The 21,411-nt window shown below is 68.3% G+C and carries 20 protein-coding genes and 1 pseudogene; 5 read left to right on the top strand and 16 right to left on the bottom strand.

Annotated elements, in window-relative coordinates; all coding sequences use genetic code 11:
- Positions 1-3: 3 nt before the first annotated feature.
- On the bottom strand, positions 4-1,155 hold the full coding sequence (locus HZB86_00665; GenBank protein ID MBI5904060.1) for an MFS transporter: 1,152 nt from the start codon (positions 1,153-1,155) through the stop codon (positions 4-6).
- Positions 1,156-1,300: 145 nt separating this feature from the next.
- Here HZB86_00665 and HZB86_00660 point away from each other — a divergent pair, with 145 nt between their 5' ends.
- Genes HZB86_00660 through draG form a run of 3 tightly spaced genes read left to right on the top strand, consistent with a single transcriptional unit; the run spans position 1,301 to position 3,524 of the window.
- On the top strand, positions 1,301-1,768 hold the full coding sequence (locus HZB86_00660; protein MBI5904059.1) for a glycine zipper 2TM domain-containing protein: 468 nt from the start codon (positions 1,301-1,303) through the stop codon (positions 1,766-1,768).
- A gap of 53 nt (positions 1,769-1,821) precedes the next feature.
- A complete protein-coding gene (locus tag HZB86_00655; protein ID MBI5904058.1) occupies positions 1,822-2,616 on the top strand; it encodes an N-acyl homoserine lactonase in 795 nt (264 codons plus the stop codon).
- Positions 2,616-3,524 (top strand): ADP-ribosyl-[dinitrogen reductase] hydrolase, encoded by a 909-nt coding sequence (gene draG / locus HZB86_00650; GenBank protein MBI5904057.1) that lies wholly within the window; start codon positions 2,616-2,618, stop codon positions 3,522-3,524. The genes HZB86_00655 and draG overlap by 1 nt, the downstream gene beginning before the upstream one ends.
- On the opposite strand, the pseudogene HZB86_00645 reads toward draG, so the two are convergent.
- Positions 3,521-5,714 (bottom strand): annotated as a pseudogene (locus HZB86_00645) (hypothetical protein). The gene draG and the pseudogene HZB86_00645 sit on opposite strands and share 4 nt — an antisense overlap.
- A gap of 279 nt (positions 5,715-5,993) precedes the next feature.
- Here HZB86_00645 and HZB86_00640 point away from each other — a divergent pair.
- Both HZB86_00640 and HZB86_00635 read left to right on the top strand, forming a co-directional pair.
- Complete coding sequence (locus HZB86_00640; protein ID MBI5904056.1) at positions 5,994-6,338, top strand: DUF4398 domain-containing protein; 345 nt, start codon at positions 5,994-5,996, stop codon at positions 6,336-6,338.
- On the top strand, positions 6,335-6,721 hold the full coding sequence (locus tag HZB86_00635; GenBank protein MBI5904055.1) for a hypothetical protein: 387 nt from the start codon (positions 6,335-6,337) through the stop codon (positions 6,719-6,721). Before HZB86_00640 ends, HZB86_00635 begins: the two co-directional genes overlap by 4 nt.
- 52 nt (positions 6,722-6,773) lie before the next feature.
- On the opposite strand, the gene HZB86_00630 is transcribed toward HZB86_00635, so the two are convergent.
- The 14 genes from HZB86_00630 to HZB86_00565 form a co-directional block, all read right to left on the bottom strand.
- Positions 6,774-7,469 carry a glycine cleavage system protein H gene (locus tag HZB86_00630; GenBank protein ID MBI5904054.1) on the bottom strand — a complete coding sequence of 232 codons (696 nt, stop codon included), beginning with the start codon at positions 7,467-7,469 and terminating at the stop codon, positions 6,774-6,776.
- The gene (gene nrfD / locus HZB86_00625) at positions 7,448-8,740 is read right to left on the bottom strand and encodes a polysulfide reductase NrfD (GenBank protein ID MBI5904053.1); all 1,293 of its coding nucleotides are present in this window, start codon (positions 8,738-8,740) and stop codon (positions 7,448-7,450) included. Before nrfD ends, HZB86_00630 begins: the two co-directional genes overlap by 22 nt.
- The gene (locus tag HZB86_00620) at positions 8,727-9,614 is read right to left on the bottom strand and encodes a 4Fe-4S dicluster domain-containing protein (protein ID MBI5904052.1); all 888 of its coding nucleotides are present in this window, start codon (positions 9,612-9,614) and stop codon (positions 8,727-8,729) included. Before HZB86_00620 ends, nrfD begins: the two co-directional genes overlap by 14 nt.
- 59 nt (positions 9,615-9,673) lie before the next feature.
- Positions 9,674-10,318 (bottom strand): hypothetical protein, encoded by a 645-nt coding sequence (locus tag HZB86_00615; protein MBI5904051.1) that lies wholly within the window; start codon positions 10,316-10,318, stop codon positions 9,674-9,676.
- A 33-nt stretch (positions 10,319-10,351) separates the two neighbouring features.
- The gene (locus HZB86_00610) at positions 10,352-11,062 is read right to left on the bottom strand and encodes a glycine cleavage system protein H (GenBank protein MBI5904050.1); all 711 of its coding nucleotides are present in this window, start codon (positions 11,060-11,062) and stop codon (positions 10,352-10,354) included.
- Between the two features lie 362 nt (positions 11,063-11,424).
- Entirely contained in the window at positions 11,425-12,780 is a 1,356-nt protein-coding gene (locus HZB86_00605; GenBank protein ID MBI5904049.1) for a sigma-54-dependent Fis family transcriptional regulator, read from the bottom strand.
- Positions 12,781-12,782: 2 nt separating this feature from the next.
- Complete coding sequence (locus HZB86_00600; GenBank protein MBI5904048.1) at positions 12,783-13,346, bottom strand: archaemetzincin family Zn-dependent metalloprotease; 564 nt, start codon at positions 13,344-13,346, stop codon at positions 12,783-12,785.
- The gene (locus HZB86_00595) at positions 13,346-14,941 is read right to left on the bottom strand and encodes a HAMP domain-containing protein (GenBank protein MBI5904047.1); all 1,596 of its coding nucleotides are present in this window, start codon (positions 14,939-14,941) and stop codon (positions 13,346-13,348) included. The genes HZB86_00600 and HZB86_00595 overlap by 1 nt, the downstream gene beginning before the upstream one ends.
- Positions 14,942-15,071: 130 nt before the next feature.
- Positions 15,072-16,130, bottom strand: coding sequence for an electron transfer flavoprotein subunit alpha/FixB family protein (locus HZB86_00590; protein MBI5904046.1), 1,059 nt, complete (start codon positions 16,128-16,130; stop codon positions 15,072-15,074).
- Positions 16,127-16,933 (bottom strand): electron transfer flavoprotein subunit beta/FixA family protein, encoded by an 807-nt coding sequence (locus HZB86_00585; GenBank protein ID MBI5904045.1) that lies wholly within the window; start codon positions 16,931-16,933, stop codon positions 16,127-16,129. The genes HZB86_00590 and HZB86_00585 overlap by 4 nt, the downstream gene beginning before the upstream one ends.
- Positions 16,934-16,949: 16 nt before the next feature.
- A complete protein-coding gene (locus HZB86_00580) occupies positions 16,950-18,095 on the bottom strand; it encodes an acyl-CoA dehydrogenase family protein (protein ID MBI5904044.1) in 1,146 nt (381 codons plus the stop codon).
- Between the two features lie 37 nt (positions 18,096-18,132).
- A complete protein-coding gene (locus tag HZB86_00575) occupies positions 18,133-19,596 on the bottom strand; it encodes a 4-hydroxyphenylacetate 3-hydroxylase (protein ID MBI5904043.1) in 1,464 nt (487 codons plus the stop codon).
- A gap of 44 nt (positions 19,597-19,640) precedes the next feature.
- Complete coding sequence (locus HZB86_00570; GenBank protein ID MBI5904042.1) at positions 19,641-20,231, bottom strand: TetR/AcrR family transcriptional regulator; 591 nt, start codon at positions 20,229-20,231, stop codon at positions 19,641-19,643.
- A gap of 94 nt (positions 20,232-20,325) precedes the next feature.
- On the bottom strand, positions 20,326-21,411 hold a 1,086-nt coding region (locus tag HZB86_00565; GenBank protein ID MBI5904041.1), incomplete at its 5' end, for an AMP-binding protein.

The raw sequence follows: 21,411 nt of genomic DNA, 5'->3' as shown, positions 1-21,411 counted from the left end.
ATACTATACCAACCCGCCCCGCTCCGCGCGCGACTCGAGCAGCCCGGCGGCCAGCGGCACCAGCAGGAAGAGGACCACCAGGACGACCACCCCGGACCACCCCGCCCGCTGGTGCGCGCGGCCGCAGACCGTGATCCCCGCCGCTCCGCCGAGGTAGTAGAAGAGGACGTACAGCGAGTTCGCGCGCCCCCGGCTGCCCTCGAGCTTCCGGTTCAGCGCGCCCACCGCGGCGGAGTGGACGACGAAGAACCCGGCGCACGTGCCCGACAGCGCCGCCGCGATCGCCGGGATCGACGGGACCAGGCTCAGCAGGGCGGAGGCGGAGAACACCAGCGACCCCGCCGCCATGGTCGCTCCGTTCCCGAACCGGTTCCCCAGCCGTCCCGCCAGCGGGCCGACGGCGACCCCGACGAGATACGACAGGTAGAGCATGGTGATCCACTGGGTCGGAAGGCGAAACGGCGGTCCCGCGAGGTGGAACGGCAGGTAGTTGAAGACCGAGGAGAAGGCCCCGAAGGCGGCGGCTCCGACGGAAAAGATCCGCAGCAGGCCGCGGCGGGACAGCAGCGCGACGAACCCGGCGTCCCCTTCCGCCGCCGCCGGAGGCTCCTCGTCCCGCGGCAGCCACCGGGCGGCGTCCAGCGTCGCCGCCAGCAGGATCACGGAGGCGGTCACGAAGGCGTACCTCCAGTGCAGCGGGGGGTGGATGAACCCGGCGAGCAGCCGCCCCCCGAGCCCCCCCGCCACGGTCGCCGATACGTACGCGCCCATCGCGACGTTGAGCCGCTCCGGAGGGAGGCGTCGAACGAGGAAGACGACCAGGCACGTGGTGAGGGACGGGAAGAACAGCCCCTGCAGGAACCTCCCCGCGACCAGCAGGGGGAAGCTCGTCGTCGCGGCGCACAGGAGCCCGCAGAGCGACGCCACGGTCCCTCCGGCCAGGATGATCGGCCTCGCCGGAAACCGGTCCGCCAGCCGCCCGAAGGGGAGCGTCGCCAGCGCGATCCCGAACACCACGGCGGATACGGTGAGGGACGCCTGCGCCGCCCCGACCCGGAAATCCTCCCGCAGCACCGGAAGGACCGGCTGCGTGAGGTAGATGTTCGAAAAGGTGGCCGCCACGAGGAAGAACACCCGGGCCTGGAGGGACGACACCCCACCCGCGGGACCACCCCCCTCCGGACTCCCTGTTCGGAATTTCGCGTTCACCGATGAACTTTTTCCCCTCCCGCCCGTCTAATTCAAACATAGCGGAAATTCGAGGGGAAAACCAAAGGGTAGAAAGGAAAGGAGACACGGCATGAAATCCTGGGTCGCCGGAACGGTTGCGCTTTCGCTGCTTTTCGCGGGATGCGCCTCGATGGGGCCGAAGGAAGGGGCGGGGTCGGTCATCGGAGGCGTCGGCGGCGCGGTCATCGGGTCCCAGTTCGGGGGGGGAACCGGGCGGGTCGTCGGCACGGCGATCGGTGCCGTCGCCGGAGTGCTGATCGGCCAGGAGATCGGGAAGTCGCTCGACCGGGCGGACCAGCTCGAGATGCAGCGGACCGCCCAGTACGCCCTGGAGAACAACCGGGTGGACGAACCCCGGTCGTGGAGGAACCCCGACAGCGGAAACTCCGGGACCGTCACGCCGAAGCGGACGTACAAGACCGAGCGGGGTCAGTATTGCCGGGAGTACCAGCAGACCGTTCTGATCGGCGGTGAGGAGCGGCAGGCGTACGGAACCGCGTGCCGCCAGCCGGACGGCACCTGGAAGATCGTCAAGTAGCCGGCGCCGCGCCGGCCGGAGCCGCCCGCGGGGGGCGGTGGTATCATGACGGAATGGCATCCGCCGTCCTCCCCGTGAACCGGTGCGACCACCCCCCGTGGGTGATCGCGTCGCCGCGGTTCAACCGCCACCCCCTCCCGATCGAGATCCAGGGAGTTCGTCGCGCGCACCGGTCCCTCTTTTCCCGCCTCGCCGACCTCGCCGATCCCGACGAGCGGGCCCGGTGCTTCCGCGACTACATGCGGGTCGTCTTCCGGGTGGGCGCGTGGCACAAGGAAGCTTCCCGCCTCGGGCGGCGCGCCCTGCGGAACAGTTACCTGCGCGTCCTCCGGGGATGGATGCTCGATTCGAGCTCCCCGGAAGGCGCGGTCCTGAAAGGGTGGGTCGAGAGCCGTTTCGGCATCCCGCCCACGTTCCACGCCGGGCCGATCGACGGCGTCGCGACCGGCCGCTACTTCCTCTACCTCGCCGAATGGATGCGGGGGAGCGCCCGCTCCAACGCGGTGGAGTCGCAGCTCGACGTTCTCTACGAGTTCGTCCAGGACGAGCTCGGAAGGCGGGGAGACGGGGGGCCGCTCACGCTGTATCGCGGCGTCCGCGATTTCGCCGAGCACCGCGTGCTGGAGGAGCTCGGCGAAAACCGGTACGTCGTGCGGCTGAACAACCTGAGCTCGTTTTCCTCGCGCCTGGAGCACGCCTGGGAGTTCGGCAGCCGGGTCCTCGTGGCCGAGGTTCCGCAGGGGAAGGTCTTCTTCCGCTCCGACCTGCTCCCGGGGATTCTCCCCCGGCGGGAGGAGGAGACGCTGGTGATCGGCGGCGACTACGAAGTGGCCGTCCGGAGCTACTGATGGCCCGAGGCGGGAGGCGTCCGGACGCGGAGACGATCGTCCGCCGGTCCCGGGCGGTCCTGCTCGGCGGGGCCGTCGGCGACGCGCTCGGCGCCACCACGGAGTTCATGAAGCCGGACCGGATCCGGGAGACGTTCGGGGTCCACCGGGAGATCGTCGGCGGGGGGTGGCTGAAGCTCGTCCCCGGACAGGTGACCGACGACACGGACATGACCCTGTGCGTCGCGCGGGCCATCGCGGCGCGCGGCGGCTGGAACGTGCGCGACATCGCCGAGAATTTCGCCGGCTGGCTCTCCGGAAACCCCGCGGACGTCGGCGCGACGTGCCGTCGCGGCATCCTCGGATACCTCGAAACGGGGCGGACCGAGGCGCCGCGGAACGAGCGGGATGCGGGGAACGGCGGCGCGATGCGGGTCGCCCCGGTGGCGCTCTACACCCTCGGGGACGAGGAACGCCTCACCCGGCTCGCGATCGAGCAGGCCCGGGTCACCCACAACCATCCGCTCTCGGACGCCGCTTGCGTGACGGTGGGGAGGATGATCCAGCGGGCGATCCTCGGGACGCCCGTGCGGGGGCTCCTCGCGGAGGCGGAGTCGCTGGCCGCCCGCCACCCGGAGTTCCGGTTCGAGGGATTCGACGGCGAGGCGACCGGGTACGTTCCGGACACGCTCCGGACCGTGTTCGCCGCCTTTTTTTCCACAAGCGGGTTCGAGGAGTGCCTGGTGAAGACGGTGAACCGCGGGGACGACGCCGACACCACGGGGGCCATCGCCGGCGCGATCGCCGGCGCGCGGTACGGGCTGTCGGGGATCCCCCGCAGGTGGCTCCGGGCGCTGGACCCCCGGGTCCGCGAGGAGCTGTCCGGTCTCGCGGAACGGCTCGTCCGGATGTCCCCCCTCCTGTCCTAAAACCAGCGCGAGATGTACCCCGCCCGCCACAGGTAGAGGAACACGGCCGCGACGGCCGCCAGCGACAGGTAGAGCTTCCACGGACGTTTCTTCTCCGCGAACGGGTCGGCCATCGACCGCTCGGCGTTCTCGGGCAGGCGCGCGGCCGCGGTCAGGGACGCTCCGAACGGGATGTTGATCTTCGCGCGGGCGTTGACCGCCCACCCGTTGGCGTCGAGGATGGGGCCCAGGTTCCGCTTCCGCAGCTTGAGCCACGCCAGGATCACCGAGGGACCGGAGACGAGCAGTCCCAGCCCCGCGAAGACCAGCGGGATCTGCCACCACAGGAGCTGGAACAGCCCCGTCACGACCGACGCCAGGGCGGTCCCGATCGCGCCGACGGCGAGGCCGATCGCCGCGAAGATGCCGGCGAACTTCGCGACGTCGAAGGGCGGGGGCGCCGGCGGAACGGGCTTCCCCGCGGCGATGTTTCCCGTCGACGCGATCGCCTGCAGCGCGGCCCGATCTTCCGCCGCCTTCGATCGCGCCGCGGCGACTTTCTGCATCTGCTCGCCGATCATGCGCGCCATCCTTCTGCATCTGCTCGCCGATCATGCGCGCCATCCGCTTGTAGGGCGCCCAGAACGCCTGCCGGATGCTGATCGGGTGCTCCAGGATCCGGACGATCGTGGCGTCCCAGTCCCGCCCCTTCCGGTCGTAGAAGACGCCGTTGCGCCCGACCATCAGGAAGTCGGAGTCGCCCGCCGTGAACCCGGCCGCGATGGTCATCTTCTCCTCTCCCCCGCGCCGCGTGCAGTCGCAGTAGACGAGGCAGACCCGGCTCAACGTGGCGATCGCCGCGTGGCGGTTGACGTCCGATACGGGAACGCAAAGGTCGCAGCTGCGGCCGTCCAGGTAGAGGGTGCCGGCCTGGAAGGTCCCCTTCCCCTTGCGGGTGTAGAAGTCGCGGAAGGAAACGAAATTGTTGACCAGCAGGTGCAGGTCGCGGCAGTACCGCAGCAGCCGCTCGACCGACAGGATCGACGCGATTTCCGGCTCCACCGCCTTGTCGCTCTCCACGAGGGAGAGCAGGGTCGCCATTCCGTCCTCCGAGAGGATCCGTCGCAGGCGCGCCTCCCCGAGCTTCTCGACCGCCGTTTCCGGCTTCGAGGCCAGCCATGCCTCGTACGCGGCGAACCGGGCGCGAACGGCCACCCACCCTTCGTCCGTCAATTCCTCCCCGCTCCCGAGGACGGGGAAGACGATTTCCGCCGCGAAGCTCCGCAGCGCGTCGGACCAGGCGGGATTGACCCCCGTCGCCAGCGGCAGCGGCTTCCCCGCCGCGGGAACCGCGAGCGGAAAGCGGGCCAGCGCCTCCGTGCCGCCGTCCAGCGTGGTGGCCGACAGCTGCTGGTATTCGGCGTCCGCGGGGCCGAGGAGGGAGGCGGACCTTCCGTCGTACGCCGCGAGCCGGCACCGCTGGAAGTAGTCCTCGACCTTCGCCCGGACCGCCCGGAACACCTCGTGGCGCGCGGCCGTGCCGTCCCCGAACGGGAGGATTCCCGGCTCCTTCGCCGCGTCCCACCATGCCGCGAGAGCCGCCGCCTCCGCGTAGAAACGCTCGATCGCCTCGCCGGTCGCCCCCTGCGCCCCGCCGCGGTCGGACCGGCCCCCGATGCACGCCACGACGTCGTCGATCACGGAGGAGAGCGCGGGATCCCCCGCCGCCTGCGCGGGAACGACCCCGTCGCCGTTGAAGCGCGCCTGGGAGAAGATCCTCGCGGTGTCGCTCGCGTCCTCGACGGTGATCTCCCGGGCGTCCGGTTTCCCGAGCACCTGGAGGACGAGCCGCGCCCCCGCGAGGACGGCTTTCCCTTCGTCGCCGGCGGCGTCGATGGCCGAAAGCGGAAGCCGGCCCTCGCGCTTCACAAGGTGGTCCGGATCGGCCAGCACCGTCGCCGCCCATTTCACCGCCGCCAGGATCTCGGGCGCGCGGATATGCCCGTCCGCGTCCGCGTCCACGAACTCGAGCGTCCTGCGGTCGAACTCGATCCCCGGGACCGGGCAGCTCAACGCCACCCACAGCTTCTGGTCGAGCATCTCGAGCGCCGCAAGGTCCGCACCGGATTCGAGCAACGCCTGGTCGAAGCCTCCCGCGCGGAAGAACCGCCAACGATGGCTCGCCTTTCCTGCATCCGGATGATTGCCGATCGAGCCCACGGGTCCACCCCCTGGTCGGATGATGATCGATTGCCATGTAAGAATACCCGAATCCCGAAAATGTTTCCCGCGCATCCGGACCCGGCGACGGAAGCGGCCGGCAAGGATGCAATATCCGTAATCCATCCTGACATTGATCACGATTCCGGCATTCACGGGTGAGGGGGGCCGCAATAAACCGCCGTTTTCATTTGGGTATCCGAATTGAAACCGAAGGCACGATAGTTGCGGACATAACCGGCCATCGAAGCCATCCGCAAGGAGGAAATCATGCCGATGACCTTTCGCGCGGCGGGAGCGGCGCTCCTGCTCGTGGCCGTGGCCGCGACCGGGTGCGGCGCGGCGGAATTGCGGCAGCCCCCCCCGACCGCGCGCGAACGCGCGAACGCGGAGAGGGCGGCCGCGGTCGAAAGCGCCCGGGCATCGTTCCTGGCGGCGAAGGCGGCCGGTGGGGAGTACGCCGATCCGTATCGGTACTACATGGCGAAGGAGTACCTCGACCTGGCGGAGCACGAACTGAACGGCGGTGACACCAAGGGGGTGATCGACCTCGCGGAGAAATCGAAGATCCATTCGTCCGCGCTGGTCGGGAAATCGGGGGGAGGGAAGAAATGATCCGTCGGTTGCTCTTTGCGGGGGTTCTGCCGTTCCTCGCGGCGGGATGCTCCACGATGCAGGCCAATGCGATCGATCCCATGGATCGGGCGCGGGGGATCCAGGCGAAGATATCGGAAGCCGAGCGGCTGGGGGCCCGATCGTGCTCTCCGCGCGAGCTCGCGAAGGCCAAGGTGGCGCTGGATCACCTGATCCACGAGGTGGATGAAGGCTACTACACCGCCGCGTGGCTCGAGCCGGACTTCGTCGCCGCCGACAAGGCCGTGCAGGAGCTGCTGGAGGAGCGCAAGGTCGCGGCCGCGGTGGGAGGCCGCTTCCGTTGCGTGTCCCGCTCGGTGGACGATCCCGCCGGGGAAGGGAACCGGGAACGTCCCGGGGGATGACCGTCCGTTTCGCAGGGCCGGGCCAGTCGGCCCGGCCCTGCGGAACGGATCGCTACGAATCGTCTCCCGTCAGGAAGAAGTTCCGGACCTCCAACCCCCAATCGTCGCCGTAGAGCGCCCGGGCGATCCCGTCCACCGGCAACCCTCCGTCCTGGTACACCGTCCCCAGGGATCCTCCGCTCCCCGCGCGCAGGGCCGCAAGGGAGTTCTCCATCCACTGGCAGGCGAGTCGTCCGCTCAGGAGGTTCCTCGCGTTGGTACGGACCCTCGGGGAGCGGACCTTGACGAGCCACCCTTCCCCGTACGGGTCGCGAAGCATCACACCCGGGTCCGACGCGGCCTTCCGGTTCACCGCCTCCACGACGCCGTCCACCGGCGACACCATCGGGATCCGGTCCCCGTCGGCCTCCACCGCCCACCCCATCTCCCCTTGGCGGAGCGTCGCCCCCACCCGCGGCAGCGAAACGGCGTCCACTTTCCCCACCATCTTCCTCGCGAAATCGTCCCATCCGACGGTGGCCAGCTCCCCGCCGTCCTGCCGGAGCCAGCTGTGTCCCTGGTGGAAGTGGAGCGCCTCCGGTACCCGGAACCATTCGACGGAGTCCGCGGCCGGCACCCCCGCAGGCGCAGCCGCGCGCCGCGCCCGCAGGTACCGGGAGTACACGAGGAACCCGGCCAGAAACCCGATCACGATCAGGTACTCGATCCCCTTGGTGGAGAAGATGTCTATATAGCGGAAACCTTCCATTCCACTCCCTCCTCTCGGACAGGTTTTTTCTCCCCGGCGTAGTCCGGGTGCTCCCGGAGGATCGGCATCCGGCTCACGATCCACCGGAACGCCCAGATCTCCAGGCAGATGACCGCGGCCGTGACCCACACCTCCATCCACGAGGGGTAGTACCGGGCCGGCTCGTACCACTTGAAGGCGATCACCGAAACGTTGAGCCGGTTGAGGATCACCCCGATCCCGGCGAGCACCGCCCCCGCCTGCACGAGACGGGCGTTCTCCCGCGTCACGGCGACGGTGAGGACGACCGTGGGGACGATCACGAACCCGACCATCTCGACCAGGTACCAGTACCCCATCGGGCTGTTCAGATAGGTCCACTGGTACCCGTGGACGAAGTCGATCCCCTTGAGGAAGATGTAGGCGAAGAGCGCCCCCACGGCCCCCTTGCCGAGCCCGACCACGATGTCGTCGTGCTCCTTGTGGTGGCCGGGGCCGAGCTGGTCGCTGAACACCTTGTTCGTGATGGAGCTCTCGAACACGACCATCGAGAGCCCCGCGAAGATGCTGGAGACGAAGAACAGGAGAGGGATGTTGGTCGAGTACCAGAGCGGGTGGATCTTCGCCGGGGCCATCAGGAAGAGCGCCCCGAGCCCCGACTGGTGGAGGGTGGACAGGGTGATCCCGAAGATGACGGCGCCGGTGGTCATCGCCTGCGTGATCCTGCGGACCCGGGGCCAGTGGAGCCACTCGCTGACGGCGGGAAACACCTCCAGGAACTGGCAGAGGGTGTAGAGCAGGAAGTGCCACGCCACGAGGAAGAGGACCGAGCTGTAGCCGAAGGCGTTCCCGATGATCGGGTTGACCACGTTCCACGGCCGCCCGAGGTCGAGCAGGAGCGCGCCCGCGTAGAACACGTACGCCAGGAATCCGTTCAGCACGGTGGCGCGGACGATCGGCTCGTACTTCTTGAACCGGAGGATGTGGACGACGAAGGTCAGCGTGTACGCCCCGCCGGCGAACGCCACGCCGGTCACCACGTCGAACCCGATCCAGATCCCCCACGGGTAGCTCTGGGACAGGTTGGTGACCGACCCGAGGCCGTAGGCGAACCGGATGACGATCAGCGCGAGCCCCACCGCGATGATGATCCCGCTGACCACGTTGAACGGGGTCAGGATCTTCCCCTTCGGCTTCATCTCGGCCAGCAGGAACCGGGCGACCCCCTTGACGGTCCCGGTGTCGTGCGCCGTCCGGGGACCGGGAAAGCTCAAGGTCCTATTCCTCTCCATGTCCGTCCTCCTTGGTGCTCCGCTTCGAGAGATAGCTCAGGCCGAAGAGGAACGTCGGCCAGAGGATGAAGATGTGCGGGACGGCGTACAGGAACCCGGACGTCATCTCCGGGTACGACTTCGTCCCGATGTCGCCGCGGAAGCCGACCTGCTCGAACGGGACGCTCGAAAGGAACAGCCACGCGGTCCCGCCGGCCTCGTGCTCCCCGTAGATCCGGGGGTGGTACCGATCCGGGTTCCGGTAGATCCGCTGCCGCGCGATCTCCATCAGTTCCCGCCGCTTCCCGAAGAGGGTCGCCCCCTCGGGGCACGCCTCCGAGCACGCGGGCTGCTCCCCCCTCTTCACCCGTTCGTGGCAGAAGACGCACTTCCGGACGTACGGCATCGCGGAGTCGTACTCGTACTTCGGCACGTCGAAGGGGCAGGAGACCATGCAGTACCGGCACCCCATGCACCGGTCCTTGTTGTAGATGACCGGCCCCTCCGGCGTCTTCTCCAGCGCCTTCACGAGGCACGCGGTGGCGCACGCCGGCTGGTTGCAGTGGTTGCACTGCTTCCGCACGAAGATCGGCTTCTCCGGCTCCTTCGGGTTCGCGAACCGGTTCACCACCGTGAAGGCGCCGGGCGCGGTGTCCCTCGTCCGGTCGAACACCTGTTCGCTGGAGAAGGAGACCTCCGGCTTCGGCAGGGCGTTCGCCGCGTTGCACGCCTCCTCGCACGCGCGGCACCCGATGCATTTCGTGCTGTCGAGCAGCATTCCGTTCAGCTCGACGTCGCTCACCGCCGCGGCGCCGGCCCTCCGGGTCCCGCCGGCCGCCAGGGCGCATCCCGCCGCGCCGGCGATCTTCAGGAACTCTCTCCGCTGGATGCCCATGGATGCCCCTCCCCTTCCCTGTTGGTTTCCGGCCGCGGGAGCCCGCAGGAGCACCCGGGCTACCGCAGGAATCCCTTCTCGAACGCTTCCCGGGATTCGTCGTCCAGCTCCTCGAAGATCCCCTCCACGACCGCCCCGCCGTCCGGCATCGTCGCCCCGACTCCGCAGAGCGTGGGGGCGCGCAGCGCCGCGAACTCCGCGAACCGCCGCACCTCGGCATCGAGCCAGCGGGCCGCCCCGGACGCGATCCGCAGCCGGATCAGGTTCTGCGGCAGGTTCGAAGGCTCGATGGACACCAGCCATTCCGCCGCGCCCCCCTCCACCCCGTTCACCGCCCGGACGTAGCCGTCCAGCGGCGATACGAAGTCCACGCGTCGGTCTCCCTGGAAGGCGGAGAGGAGCTTCTCCCCCTGCGTCACCTTCGCCCCGAGGACGGGCAATGCGATGCCGTCGATCCTCCCGAGGACCCCCCGGGCGAACCCGTCGATCCCGACCCGGGCCGCGCCTTCCAGCTCCAGGTGGGCCCAGGTGTGTCCCTTGTGGAGGAAGACTCCTCCCGGAACGGCGAACCGTGCCGGCGCCGGGAGCGCCGGCCGAACGTCCGCGGGAGCCGGCTCCTCCGCCTCCCGTTCCTCCCCGCGCGCGCGCAGGAATTCGATGCCGATCAACAGGACCACCGTCAGGACGACCAGAAGCGCCACCATGACCGTCACCTCCTCGCGGAATCCGCCGCCGCGTCACCCGACGAACTGGCGGACGATCCTGCCCCACTGGGCATCGCTCAACCTGCCGCTGATGTCGGGCAGCGACTCACCGCCGTCGGTGGCCGTAAGCCCCAGGTCCGACGAGAACGCCCGCTGGAGCCTTTCCACTTCCCACGCCATCCACCGCCTTGCGCTGTTGCCGTAGAAAAGTCCTCTCAATCCCTCCTCCGACATCCGGAGCGAGAGGATCCATCCGCCCCCGTACGGTTCCCGGTTCACGAGGGAGGGGGAGGACGAAAGCCCGCGGTTGACTTCGAGCACGGTCCCGTCGAGGGGGGAGACCATCTTCACGGTCCTGCCGCCGGAATGGAGCAGGAAGCAGACGGCGTTTTCCTTGACGGGGGCTCCCTCCGCGGGGGCGGTCACCCGATGGACCGGGCCGATCAGTTTCTGCGCGAAATCGTCGATCCCCACGCGCGCCGCGCCTTCCGACGCGTCGTCGACCGCCACCCAGACGTGCCGGGGGTGAAGATAGACGTCGCTTTTCAGGAGGAAGCCCCGGACGCTCTCCACTCCTTCGGACGGCGCGCTCCGTTCCACGTAGAGGGTGCAATCCACGTGTCCCGGGCTGTCGCAGACCCCTTTCGCCGAGGACGCGCCGTCCGCGGGGATCATCTTGACGGGAAACGCCTTGCAGTAGGAAACCGTCGTGGTCTCGAGGAACGGGCATCTTCCCTCTTTCATCGCCGACTTCCTCCTCCCGCCTCTACCTTGGGTGGGCAACCTTGCGCACCATCTCCTGGAACAGAAGGACCAACCCGACCGCGCCGATCAGCATGTAGGCCATCGATCTCACCTCCTCCTCGTGCCCTCCGCTGTCGCAACGGGCGTACCAAGGCCGCCGGAAACGCCCAACCGGAGGGAACCTGCCGGAATCGAAGGATATTTCCTCGCGAGATGCTATCGGGAATGAAAACCCCGAAGGCGGCGGAGTGCGGGGTTATTCAACAGCGGGGAACCGGCTTGGGAAATGCCTGTTGTTCCGGCGACCTGCGTGCGTTGAAAATCTCAACGGCATGTTGACGATTTCAACATGCCGCCGAGTGCTACTTCACCGGCTCCTCCTTCCTCCATCCGTACTTCCGGATCTTGTTGTAGAGGGTGACGCGGTCGATCTCCAGCATCTGCGCCGAGCGGGCGATGTTCCACTTGTTCTCGAGGAGGACCTGGAGGATGTGCTCCTTCTCCATGTCGTCGAGCGACTTCCCGTTGCGGGAGTTCTCCGGCGATCCCGCGGGGAGGCTGATGTCCGACTCCTGCAGCGATTTCCCCTTCGCGACCACCATCGCCCTCTCGACGACGTTCCGGAGCTCGCGGGCGTTCCCGGGCCACTGGTGGTCCATCAGGAGGCGCATCCCGCCCTCGGAGATCCCCTCCGCGGATTTCCCCATCTCGATGTTGAACCCGTCGACGAAGTGCTCGACCAGCAGCGGGATGTCCTCCTTCCGGTCGCGCAGGGGGGGAATCCGGATGGGGATCACGTTCAGGCGGTAGTACAGGTCCTCGCGGAACTTCCCCTCCTCGATCGCCTTTCTCAGGTCCCGGTTGGTCGCCGCGATGATCCGCGACCGGATCCCGATCCGCTCCGTGCCCCCCACGCGATGGAACTCCCGCGCCTCGAGGACCCGCAGCAGGTCCATCTGCAGCTTGAGGCTCACGTCCCCGATCTCGTCCAGGAACAGCGTCCCTTCCTGCGCCAGCTCGAGCTTCCCGCGCTTGACCGCGTCGGCGCCGGTGAAGGCGCCCTTCTCGTGGCCGAACAGCTCGCTCTCCAGCAGCGTCTCCGTGAGCGCCACGCAGGAGACGGAGATGAACGGGGAGTCGCTCCTCGGGCTCTCCTGGTGGATGGCCCGGGCGAGCAGCTCCTTCCCCGTCCCGCTTTCCCCCTGGAGAAGCACCGTCGAGTTGCTCCGGGCGACCGTCTTCACCAGCTCGAAGATCTCCAGCATCCGCTCGTTCTTGCTGATCAGGTCGTGGAGGCGGTACTGCTTCTTCAGTTCCTTCCGGAGGAAGAGGTTCTCCTTCACGAGCCGCTGGTGATCGACGATCTTCCGGATCGACAGGGACAGGTCCTCCGGATTGAAGGGCTTCACGAGGTAGTCGTACGCGCCCTTCTTCATCGCCTGGACCGCGGTGTCCACGGTGGCGTACGCGGTCATGATGATGATCAGCAGCTCGGGGCGGACCTTCCGGACCTCGTCCATCAGCTGGATGCCGTCCATCCCCGGCATCTTCAGGTCCACCATCATCAGGTTCCACTCCCGCGTCGGGAGCATCTTCAGCGCCTGCGCCCCCCCCTCGGCCGTGATCACCTCGTACCCGTCCTCCCCGAGCCACGCGGCCAGCGAATCCCGGACGATCCCCTCGTCGTCCACCACCAGGATCTGAACCTTCTTCTCCATGGCTACGACCTCCCGCCTTCCATTTTCGCAAGAAGCGATTCACGGCAGTTCCTGCAGAGCTCCCTTCCCTTCCGGTCGACGTCCCGGATCGTGTTGGACAGGTACATGACGCAATCCGGCAACCGGCAGTGGATCAGCCCGAAGGTGTGCCCCAGCTCGTGGAGGCTCTCCTTCCGGAGGCGATCGAAGAAGAGCGGCGGATCGGGAGGGAGCCCGTAGAACTCCTGGCGGAGCCTCGCGAGGGACACCAGCGCCACGGTTCCTCCGAGCTGGGCCTCCCCGAAGACGAAGGTGAGGATCGGGATGCAGAGGTCCCGGTCGACGATCCCGAGCACCCGCAACGCGCCGGCCGGGACGTCCGAGAGGACCGCCTTCAGGATGGCCGTCGAGTGGTGCTGGTTCCGCTTCGGGTCGAAGCTGCCCTCCGGGATCTCCATCGCGCCCAGCTCCTCCACCGCCTCGCCGAAATACCTTCCGATCTCCCTCCGAAGCCTCCGGACGATCGCGTCGTCGACCGGCCCCACGGGACGGACGAAGATCCTCCTTCCCCGGGGGTCGGGGTTCATCACACCGCCGGCAGGACGATTCTCACCTGGGTCCCCCGCCCGACGGCGCTCTCGATCCCGATCGTCCCGCCGTGGCGCTCCACGACCCCCTTCACGACGGAGAGGCCCAGCCCCGTTCCCTTCCCCTTGGTCGTGAAGAAGGGATCGAAGATCCTCGACAGGTTTTCCTTCGGAATCCCGTTCCCCGTGTCCCCGACCTCGACCGTGACCTTTCCCTTCGCCGCGTCGTGGGAGCTCCGGATCGACAGAACCCCGCCCTGCTCCATCGCGTCGCTGGCGTTGACGAAGAGGTTGATGAACACCTGCTTCATCTGCGCCGGATCCGCGAGGAACTCCGGCACGTGGCAGAGCGACCGCTCGACCGTCACGTTGCTGATCTTCAGCTGGTTCTGGATGATGGCCAGCGACTCCCCGATCACCCTCCCGATGTCGACCGGCTTCCGGACGGGATCCTTCGGCCGGGTGAGGTCGAGGAGGTTCGACACGATCGCGGTGGTCCTCTCCACCTCCCGTCCCATCGTGGAGAGGTACTCCCGGTACATCGCGACCTCCTCCCGCCCCGTCCCTCCCCCGGAGATCTTCCGCTCCATCAGCTTGATGTAGGTGTACACGCCGGTCAGGGGATTGTTGATCTCGTGGGCCACCGTGGCGGCGATCCGCCCGATGGCCACCATCTTCTCGGTCTGAAGGAGCCGCTCCTGCGCGCTTTTCAGCTCCGCCGTCCGCTCGTCCACCATGCTCTCGAGGTTCTGGATCCACGTCTGGATCTCGGCGTTGGCGTCCCGCAGGTGCTCCGTCATCCGGTTGAACGACCGGGCGAGCTGGCCGATCTCGTCCTCCGCCGTCACCGGGATGACGTGCTCCAGCTCGCCCTCGGCGACCCACTGCGTCCCGCGGAGGAGCTGCGCGACCGGCCTGCCGATCACCACGAGGAGGACCACGACGAGGATCGAGGAGATGGCCGCGATCGACATCAGGTTGAAGGAGACGACCCGCGACCTCGCCTCCTGAAGGATCCCGTCCACGTTTTCCAGCGACATGCGGAGATCCACGACCCCGAGGACCTTCATCGACTCCGAGTGGAAGTGGCACTCCGCCGTGTAGCACTTCCTCTCGTTGTACAGCGGGTGGATCATCTCGAGGACGCGGTGGCCGCCGTCCGACGTGTAGATCCGCGTGCGCGGGGCCCCGGAGGCGGCCTTCGGCGGGGACGCGCCGTCGTGGCAGGACCGGCACGCCTCCGAACCCTTGTCCGCCACCCGCCCCACCTCGTCCTGTTTCGAGGAGCTGACGATCTGCCCCAGCCCGTTGTAGATGCGGATCTGCTCCACCCCTTCCTGGGCGGCGATCGTGTCCACCACCCGGTAGGCGTGGATGACGATCCCCTCCGCCGCCGGCGCGTTCTGCCCGAGCATCTCCGACGTCAGGGAGTTCTCCACGGTCTTGCTGAGGAGGGAGGCGGTCCGCAGGATCGTCTCGTTCAGGTGCTGCTCCTGGATCTGCAGCAGGTTGCGGATGAAGAACACGTTCACGAGAATGGCCGTGGCCACCACGGAAAGGACGATCTTGACGCGGATGGACTGGTACCACTTCATCGGCTGCGCGGCCCCCGTCGCGCGGCGCCGCCATCTCCCGCCGTCGGGAGGCCGGCGCAAATTGTATACAGTATACACTTACGCCATCCAGGGACAAGAATGCGCTTGGGGAACGGGAACGGCGGTAGGGTCAGGCGGACGCCGGGGACGGCGCGGCGGATCCGCCCCCCTTCACCTTGCGGATCTCCCGGACGAGGGCCGGGACGATCTTGCGGAAATCGGACACGACGCAGTAGTCGGACGAATCGAACACCGGGGCGTGCGGGTCGCTGTTGACGCTCACGATGATCCCGGCGTCCTTGATCCCCACCGTGTGGTGCGGGGAGCCGGAGATCCCGAAACCCAGGTAGACCTTCGGGCGCACCGTCCTGCCGCTCGTCCCGATCATCGTGTGCTCGCCGGAGGTCCACCCCTCGTCGAGGGCGGGGCGCGTGCATCCCACGGCGCCGGACAGCTCGCGGGCCAACTCCTCGAGGAGCGCCCAAGGCTCCTTCCCGCCGATCCCGAACCCGCCGGCCACGACGACCTCGGCGCCTTCGAGCGGGCCCCCTTCCGGCTCCACCCGGACCGCCGCAACCGCCCGCAGGCGGATCTTCGCGCCGGCCAGCAGCCCCGCGACATCCTCCCGCACGACGGTCCCTTCCCGCTCCGCCCGCGGAGGGGGCTGGAACATCCCGGGCTTGACGCTCGCCATCTGCGGCCGCTTCGCGGGGCAGAACATCTCCGTGTGCACGCGGCCCCCGAACCCGAGGACGCCCATCATCAGCAGCCCGTCGGTCCCCACGTCGAGGTCCGTGCAGTGCGCGCCCAGCCCCGTGTCGAGGCGGGCCGCCACCGTCGGCGCCAGCTCCTCCCCGCACGCGCTGGCCCCGAACAGGACGACATCCGGCCCCTCCCGGGCGATGAGCCTCGTAAGGACCGCGCCGTGGGTGTCGTTCTGGTACGGGGACAGCCGGGGGTCGTCGGCCAGGAACACCTTTTCCGCGCCGGCCGCGGCGAGCGCCGAAGCCGGGCCGGCCGCGTCGTTGCCGATCAGCACCGCGTCGACCTCGCACCCTCCCGCCGCGCGCGCCATCCGGAGCGCCTGCCCGAGGATCTCCAGGCTCACGGGAGCCAGCCTCTCCCCCGCCTGCTCCGCCACGATCCAGATCGCGCCCCTCCGGGCGGGCGCCTTCGCGTCCCCCGTCATCCGAGAACCCCCTCCGCGCGGAGGATCCCGACGATCCGGGCGACCGCCTCCTCGGGGCCGCCCTTCAGCCGCTCCCCCTTCCGGTCGTACGAGGGCCGGCTCAACTTCCCCGGCCGCATGTTCGACCCTTCCATCCCGACCCGGGAGCCGTCGATCCCGAGCTCCGCCGACCCGTAGACGCGGATCGGTTTCCCCTGGGAGGCGATGACGCCCATCAGCGACGTGTAGCGGGGGGTGTTGATCTCCCGGCGGACTCCCAGGACCATCGGGAGCGCCCCTTCCACCTCCATGTACCCGTTCTCGATCCGGGTGCGCGTCCGCACGCTCCCGTCCGCGTCGACTTCCAGCCGGATGACGTTGGCCAGGTGGGCGACGTCGAGCAGCTCCCCCACCTGCGACGGGACGTGGACGGTGCCGCCGTCGGCGCTCTCGTTTCCCGCCAGCACCAGGTCGAACGGCGCGACCTTCGCCACCCCCGCGGCGAGGACCCTCGACGTGGCCAGCGAGTCCGAGCCCGCGAAGGCGCGGTCGCTGAGGATCACCGCCTCGTCGCCCCCCATCGCCAGCGCCTCCCGCAGCGTCTCCGCGGAGCTCTCCGGAGTCATGCTGATCAGCGTGACGCGCCCCCCGTGCCGCTCCTGGAGGAGGAGCGCCTCCTCCAGCGCGTGCCGGTCGGAAGGGTTCAGCACCGACGGCATCCCCTGCCGCGCGAGAACCCCGGTCGCCGGGTCGATCTCGACCCGGTCGTAGCACGCCGGGTCCGGCACCGGCTTGACCAGGACGATGACATGGAGCCCGCTCATCCCGGCACCGTGCGCGCTACGCCAGCGCCTGGCCGGCGACGATGACCTGCATGATGTGGGAGGTGCCGCCGCTGGCGATGCACGCCAGCGCGTCCCGCATGTACCGCCCCACCGGGTACTCCGTGATGACCCCGTATCCGCCCATCAGGTCCATCGTCCGCTTCGCCGCCCGGACCGCGCCTTCCGTGGCGTAATACTTGGCGATCGCCACCTCGGCGTCCCCGCCCGCTCCCGCCTCCTTGAGGCCGATGGCGTGATACGTCAGCAGCTTCGCCGCGTCGTGGTCGATCCGGATCTGCGCGATCTCCATCTGGATCGCCGGCAGGCGCGACAGCGGCTTCCCGTAGATGATCCGCTCCTTCGCGAACTTCACCCCGTCCTCGAGGCACGCCCGGAGGATCCCCACGCCGATCGCCGCCATGCCGGTCCGTCCGATCTTGGAGATCGTCGCCAGCGCCATCTTGTTCCCGTTCCCCTCCCCGCCCAGCAGCGCCTCCTCGCCGACCCGGCAGTTGTTCAGCAGCAGGTCCCCCATGTGGGAGCCGCGCAGGCCGACCTTGTCTTCGTCGCGGCCCGCCGAGAATCCTTCCGTCCCCTTCTCGACGATGAAGGCGGAGAACGCAGGGCGTCCCTTGGCGTCCTCCCCCGTCCGCGCCGTGATCACGTTCACCTCGGCGTTGGAGCTGTTCGTGATGAAGCACTTCCTCCCGTTGATCACCCACCGGCCGTCCTCGCGCACCGCGGCGGTCTTCTGCCCCGCCACGTCGGACCCCCCGCCCGGCTCCGTGACCGCCAGCCCCGACACCTTCTTGCCCGTCGCCATGTCCATCAGGTACTTCCCCTTCTGCTCCTCGGTCCCGTACGCGAGGATCGCCTCCACGCCCAGGTTGTGCGTCATGACCGCCATGGCGAAGCCGGCGGCGTGCCGGGCGAGCTCCTCGAGGATGATCGCCCGCTCGGTGAGCCCCATCCCCGCCCCGCCGTACTGCTGCGGGACGAACACCCCCAGGAACCCGAGCTTCCCCATCTTCCGGAAGAGATCGTCCGGGAAGTGGCACTCCGCGTCGAGCCGCGCGGCGATCGGCTTCACCTCCTTCTCGACGAACTCCCGGACCGCCTTCCGCATCAGCTCCTGCTGCTGGGTGAACTTCATCTCCGGCATCGTCCTTCCTCCGTATCGTGGATTGGTGCCCTGTCCGTTACCGGTTCCGTTCGGGCTCGGGAACCTCCTCGGTGATCCCGGCGACCTTCGCCGCGTAGCCGGCGTACTCCTCGAACGCCGACTCGAGCCGCACCACGACCTTCGCGCCGTCGGGCGACCCGCCGCCGTGCATCGTCCCCGGGACGCCGGCGCCCAGCGTGAGCCACTCGACCAGGCGCGCCGCCCGCGCGCGGCTCTCCGCCGACACCTTCTGTCCCGCTTTCAGGTATTTCCGGATGAGTCCGCCGTACTTCGGACTGGTGTAATCCTTGTACGACGGGAAGCAGCCGGTCTCGGCGATCCCGCCGCAGATGTCCTGGCAGATCCGCTTGGTCTGGTACGGCAGCGTCGCCACCAGCACCTTGTTCGTGTGGGCGGCCAGGGAGTCGGCGATCCAGACCCCCGAGGGGTGCTGCCGCCCCTGCGTCAGCGCGCCGATCCCCGCGCTGTAGGTGGTCTCGTTGTTCACCGCCATCTCCACCAGCTTGTTCTGGAACGTCTTGACCTGCAGCCCGTTGGCGCGCGCCATGAGCATCGCCGCGCCGATCATCACGTCGCCCTGGCCCGCCACGCACGCACCGATGCACGACCGGTAGTTCGCGGTGAAGTACTGGATGAACTTCCCGGTGAACTGGTATTCGCCGAAGAGGAACACCCGATCGTTGGGGACGAAGACGTTCTCGAAGAAGAGGTACCCCTGGGTGATCCCGGTCTCGGGGATGTCGAACCCCTCCTCGAGCTCCCTCCCGTCGCTGGCGCGGCGCGCCTCCACGATGGTGAGCCCCTCGACATCCCGCGGAACCACGAACGCCACCGAGAAATACTTTTCGTCCCTCCCGTACGCGGTGCCCGGAACGACGAAGATCTCCTCCGAGGCGGCCGCCCCGGCGATCATCACCTTCGCCCCGCGGACCACGATCCCGTCCTTCTTCACCTCCACCACCCGCAGGTTGCTGTCCATGTTCGGCTGCTGCGACGGTTTCAGGCTCCGGTCCCCCTTGGCGTCCGTCAGCGCCCCGGCGACCACCAGCCCCTTCTCCTGCGCGTGGAGGATCCACTTCTTCAGCCGCTCCTGGTACCCCGTCCCGCACTCGCGGTCGACCTCCTGCGTGATCGCCCACAGGACGTTGGCGGCGTTCCACCCGACGCACGTCCCGCCGGAGCAGGTCCCCGTCCGGCGGTAGCTGGCGCGCTTCAACTTCATGTTGAAGACGATCTCGTCCAGGGTGGTCATGAGGGAGGTGAACCGGTGGATCTTCTCACCGGTGAACGACGAGGTCGTCGTGAAGATCTCGGAGAGCTTCGGATCGAACGCCGCGTCGAACGCCCGCGCGTGGCTCTCGACCACGCGGCGGGTCGCGGGGTGGGTCGTGATGTCCTGGATCAGCTCCCCGAACTTGTGGATGTTGGGGCGCATGCCTTTCAGGGATGCGAGGTACCGCTCTCTCGTCCGAAGTGCCATGACCGTTCCACCTCTCCTTCCGTTCTGTGAATCCGTCCGATCGTCTAAACGGCGTTCGACGTCCCCCGGGGCAGTCCGGCGAAGAAATTCTCGGCGAACAGGTCCAGCGGTCGCGTGCTGCGAACCAGCTTCGCCTGCAGAACGGCCCCCTCCCAGCCGATCCAGAAGAACGCGGCGAGCCGGCGGCACTCCGCGTCGGGGGCGATCTCGCCGGCGGCCCGGGCGGCCTCGAGGCAACCGGCCATCCGGTCCTGCCAATCCTCGAATACCGACTTCAGCCGCTCCCGGAACCCCTCGTGAAGGGCGCCCAGCTCCTGCCCCATGTTGCCGATCAGGCACCCCCGGCGGAACCGGTGGCGCGCCATCCCGGCCTTGGCGTCGGCAACGAAATCCGCGATCCGCGCAAGCGGCGTCCGGGAGCCGTTCCGCAGCAACCGGTCCAGCTTGCGGGCGAAGTAGGCGGCGTAGTTGTCGATGATGGCGAGGCCGAACTCGTCCTTGCTGGAGAAATAGTGGTAGAACGACCCCTTCGGCACCCCGACATGCTTCAGCACTTCATCGATCCCCGTGCTGTGGAACCCTTTTTCCGTAAGGATCTCGGTCCCGTACCGGATCAGCGCCTCGCGGGTTTCCAGGTGGAAGGCGCAGACCTTCGGAGGCCGTCCGGGACGGCGCGCAGTGGCGGATTGGGACGGCACGACCGAATAATAGACCGATCGTCTCCGAATTTCAACCGGATTTCCTTCCGCGCAGATCCACCACCCGTTTCGCCTTGTGGGTCGCCCGTTCCAGCGTGTTCGGGGGGAGGATCTTCACCCGCGGCTTGATCCCCAGCACCTTGAAGATGTCGTGGACGACCCGCCTGGTGAGCTCTTCGACCGCCCCCGCGTACCCTTCGACGTGCTCCACTTCGACGGTCAGGTGCGCCAGGTGCTTCTCCTCGGTGACCACCAGCCGGTACTCCCCGGTGAGATCCTGGTTCTTCCGCACGAACGTCTCGATGTCGCTGGGGAACACGTTGACCCCGCTGATGATCAGCATGTCGTCCGCCCGGCCGTGGATCCCGTGCAGCCGCAGGTGCGTCCGACCGCATCCGCACCGGTCGGTCGTGAGCGACACGATGTCGCCCGTGCGGAACCGGATCAGGGGCCTTGCCCGTTTTTTCAGCGACGTGAGGACGAGCTCCCCCCGCTCCCCTTCCGCGACCGGCTTCCCCGTGTCCTGGTCCACGACCTCCGCCAGGATGTGGTCCTCCGCCCAGTGCAGCCCGCTCCGCTCCTCGCACATCCCCGCGCACGCGCCGAAGATGTCCGACAGCCCGTAGTAGTCGAACAGGGACGCGCCCCACAGCTCCTCGATCCGCGTCCGCGTCTCGGGGATCGAGCCGCCGGGCTCGCCCGCAACGAAGATCTTCCGGATCGCAAGGTCCTTCCGCAGGTCGATCCCCTGCGACTGCGCCGTCTCCCCGAGGTACCAGGCGTACGACGGGGTCGTCCATATGGCGGTCGGCTTCCACTTCGTGAAGATGTCGAGCAGCCGCTCCGACGGGATCGCTCCCGCCCACAGGCACAGGGCCCCCACCTTCATCGCCCCGATGACGTCCGGACCGCCGACGAACATCGTGAACTGCAGCGAGTGGCAGTACGTGTCGCTCGGGCGAAGGCCGGAAGACCAGAAAAGGCGCGCCTCGTAATCCTGCCACTCCTCGAAGTCCCGCCACGTGAACGGCGATGCGGTCGGCACCCCGGTGGAACCGCTGGAGGCCGAGATGTAGACGATCTCGTCGGCGGGGACGCACACCATGTCGCCGTACGG

The organism is Deltaproteobacteria bacterium (genome assembly GCA_016234845.1).
In the GTDB taxonomy this organism is placed as follows: domain Bacteria; phylum Desulfobacterota; class Deferrimicrobia; order Deferrimicrobiales; family Deferrimicrobiaceae; genus JACRNP01.
This window is presented reverse-complemented; position numbering and strand designations above follow the sequence as displayed.

Bases quoted from the DNA above. Each gene is read 5' to 3' on its own strand.
- HZB86_00660 (MBI5904059.1), top strand. From the start codon at position 1,301: ATGAAATCCTGGGTCGCCGGAACGGTTGCGCTTTCGCTGCTTTTCGCG.
- HZB86_00655 (MBI5904058.1), top strand. From the start codon at position 1,822: ATGGCATCCGCCGTCCTCCCCGTGAACCGGTGCGACCACCCCCCGTGG.
- draG (MBI5904057.1), top strand. From the start codon at position 2,616: ATGGCCCGAGGCGGGAGGCGTCCGGACGCGGAGACGATCGTCCGCCGG.
- HZB86_00640 (MBI5904056.1), top strand. From the start codon at position 5,994: ATGCCGATGACCTTTCGCGCGGCGGGAGCGGCGCTCCTGCTCGTGGCC.
- HZB86_00635 (MBI5904055.1), top strand. From the start codon at position 6,335: ATGATCCGTCGGTTGCTCTTTGCGGGGGTTCTGCCGTTCCTCGCGGCG.
- HZB86_00630 (MBI5904054.1), bottom strand. From the start codon at position 7,469: ATGGAAGGTTTCCGCTATATAGACATCTTCTCCACCAAGGGGATCGAG.
- nrfD (MBI5904053.1), bottom strand. From the start codon at position 8,740: ATGGAGAGGAATAGGACCTTGAGCTTTCCCGGTCCCCGGACGGCGCAC.
- HZB86_00620 (MBI5904052.1), bottom strand. From the start codon at position 9,614: ATGGGCATCCAGCGGAGAGAGTTCCTGAAGATCGCCGGCGCGGCGGGA.
- HZB86_00615 (MBI5904051.1), bottom strand. From the start codon at position 10,318: ATGGTGGCGCTTCTGGTCGTCCTGACGGTGGTCCTGTTGATCGGCATC.
- HZB86_00610 (MBI5904050.1), bottom strand. From the start codon at position 11,062: ATGAAAGAGGGAAGATGCCCGTTCCTCGAGACCACGACGGTTTCCTAC.
- HZB86_00605 (MBI5904049.1), bottom strand. From the start codon at position 12,780: ATGGAGAAGAAGGTTCAGATCCTGGTGGTGGACGACGAGGGGATCGTC.
- HZB86_00600 (MBI5904048.1), bottom strand. From the start codon at position 13,346: ATGAACCCCGACCCCCGGGGAAGGAGGATCTTCGTCCGTCCCGTGGGG.
- HZB86_00595 (MBI5904047.1), bottom strand. From the start codon at position 14,941: ATGAAGTGGTACCAGTCCATCCGCGTCAAGATCGTCCTTTCCGTGGTG.
- HZB86_00590 (MBI5904046.1), bottom strand. From the start codon at position 16,130: ATGACGGGGGACGCGAAGGCGCCCGCCCGGAGGGGCGCGATCTGGATC.
- HZB86_00585 (MBI5904045.1), bottom strand. From the start codon at position 16,933: ATGAGCGGGCTCCATGTCATCGTCCTGGTCAAGCCGGTGCCGGACCCG.
- HZB86_00580 (MBI5904044.1), bottom strand. From the start codon at position 18,095: ATGCCGGAGATGAAGTTCACCCAGCAGCAGGAGCTGATGCGGAAGGCG.
- HZB86_00575 (MBI5904043.1), bottom strand. From the start codon at position 19,596: ATGGCACTTCGGACGAGAGAGCGGTACCTCGCATCCCTGAAAGGCATG.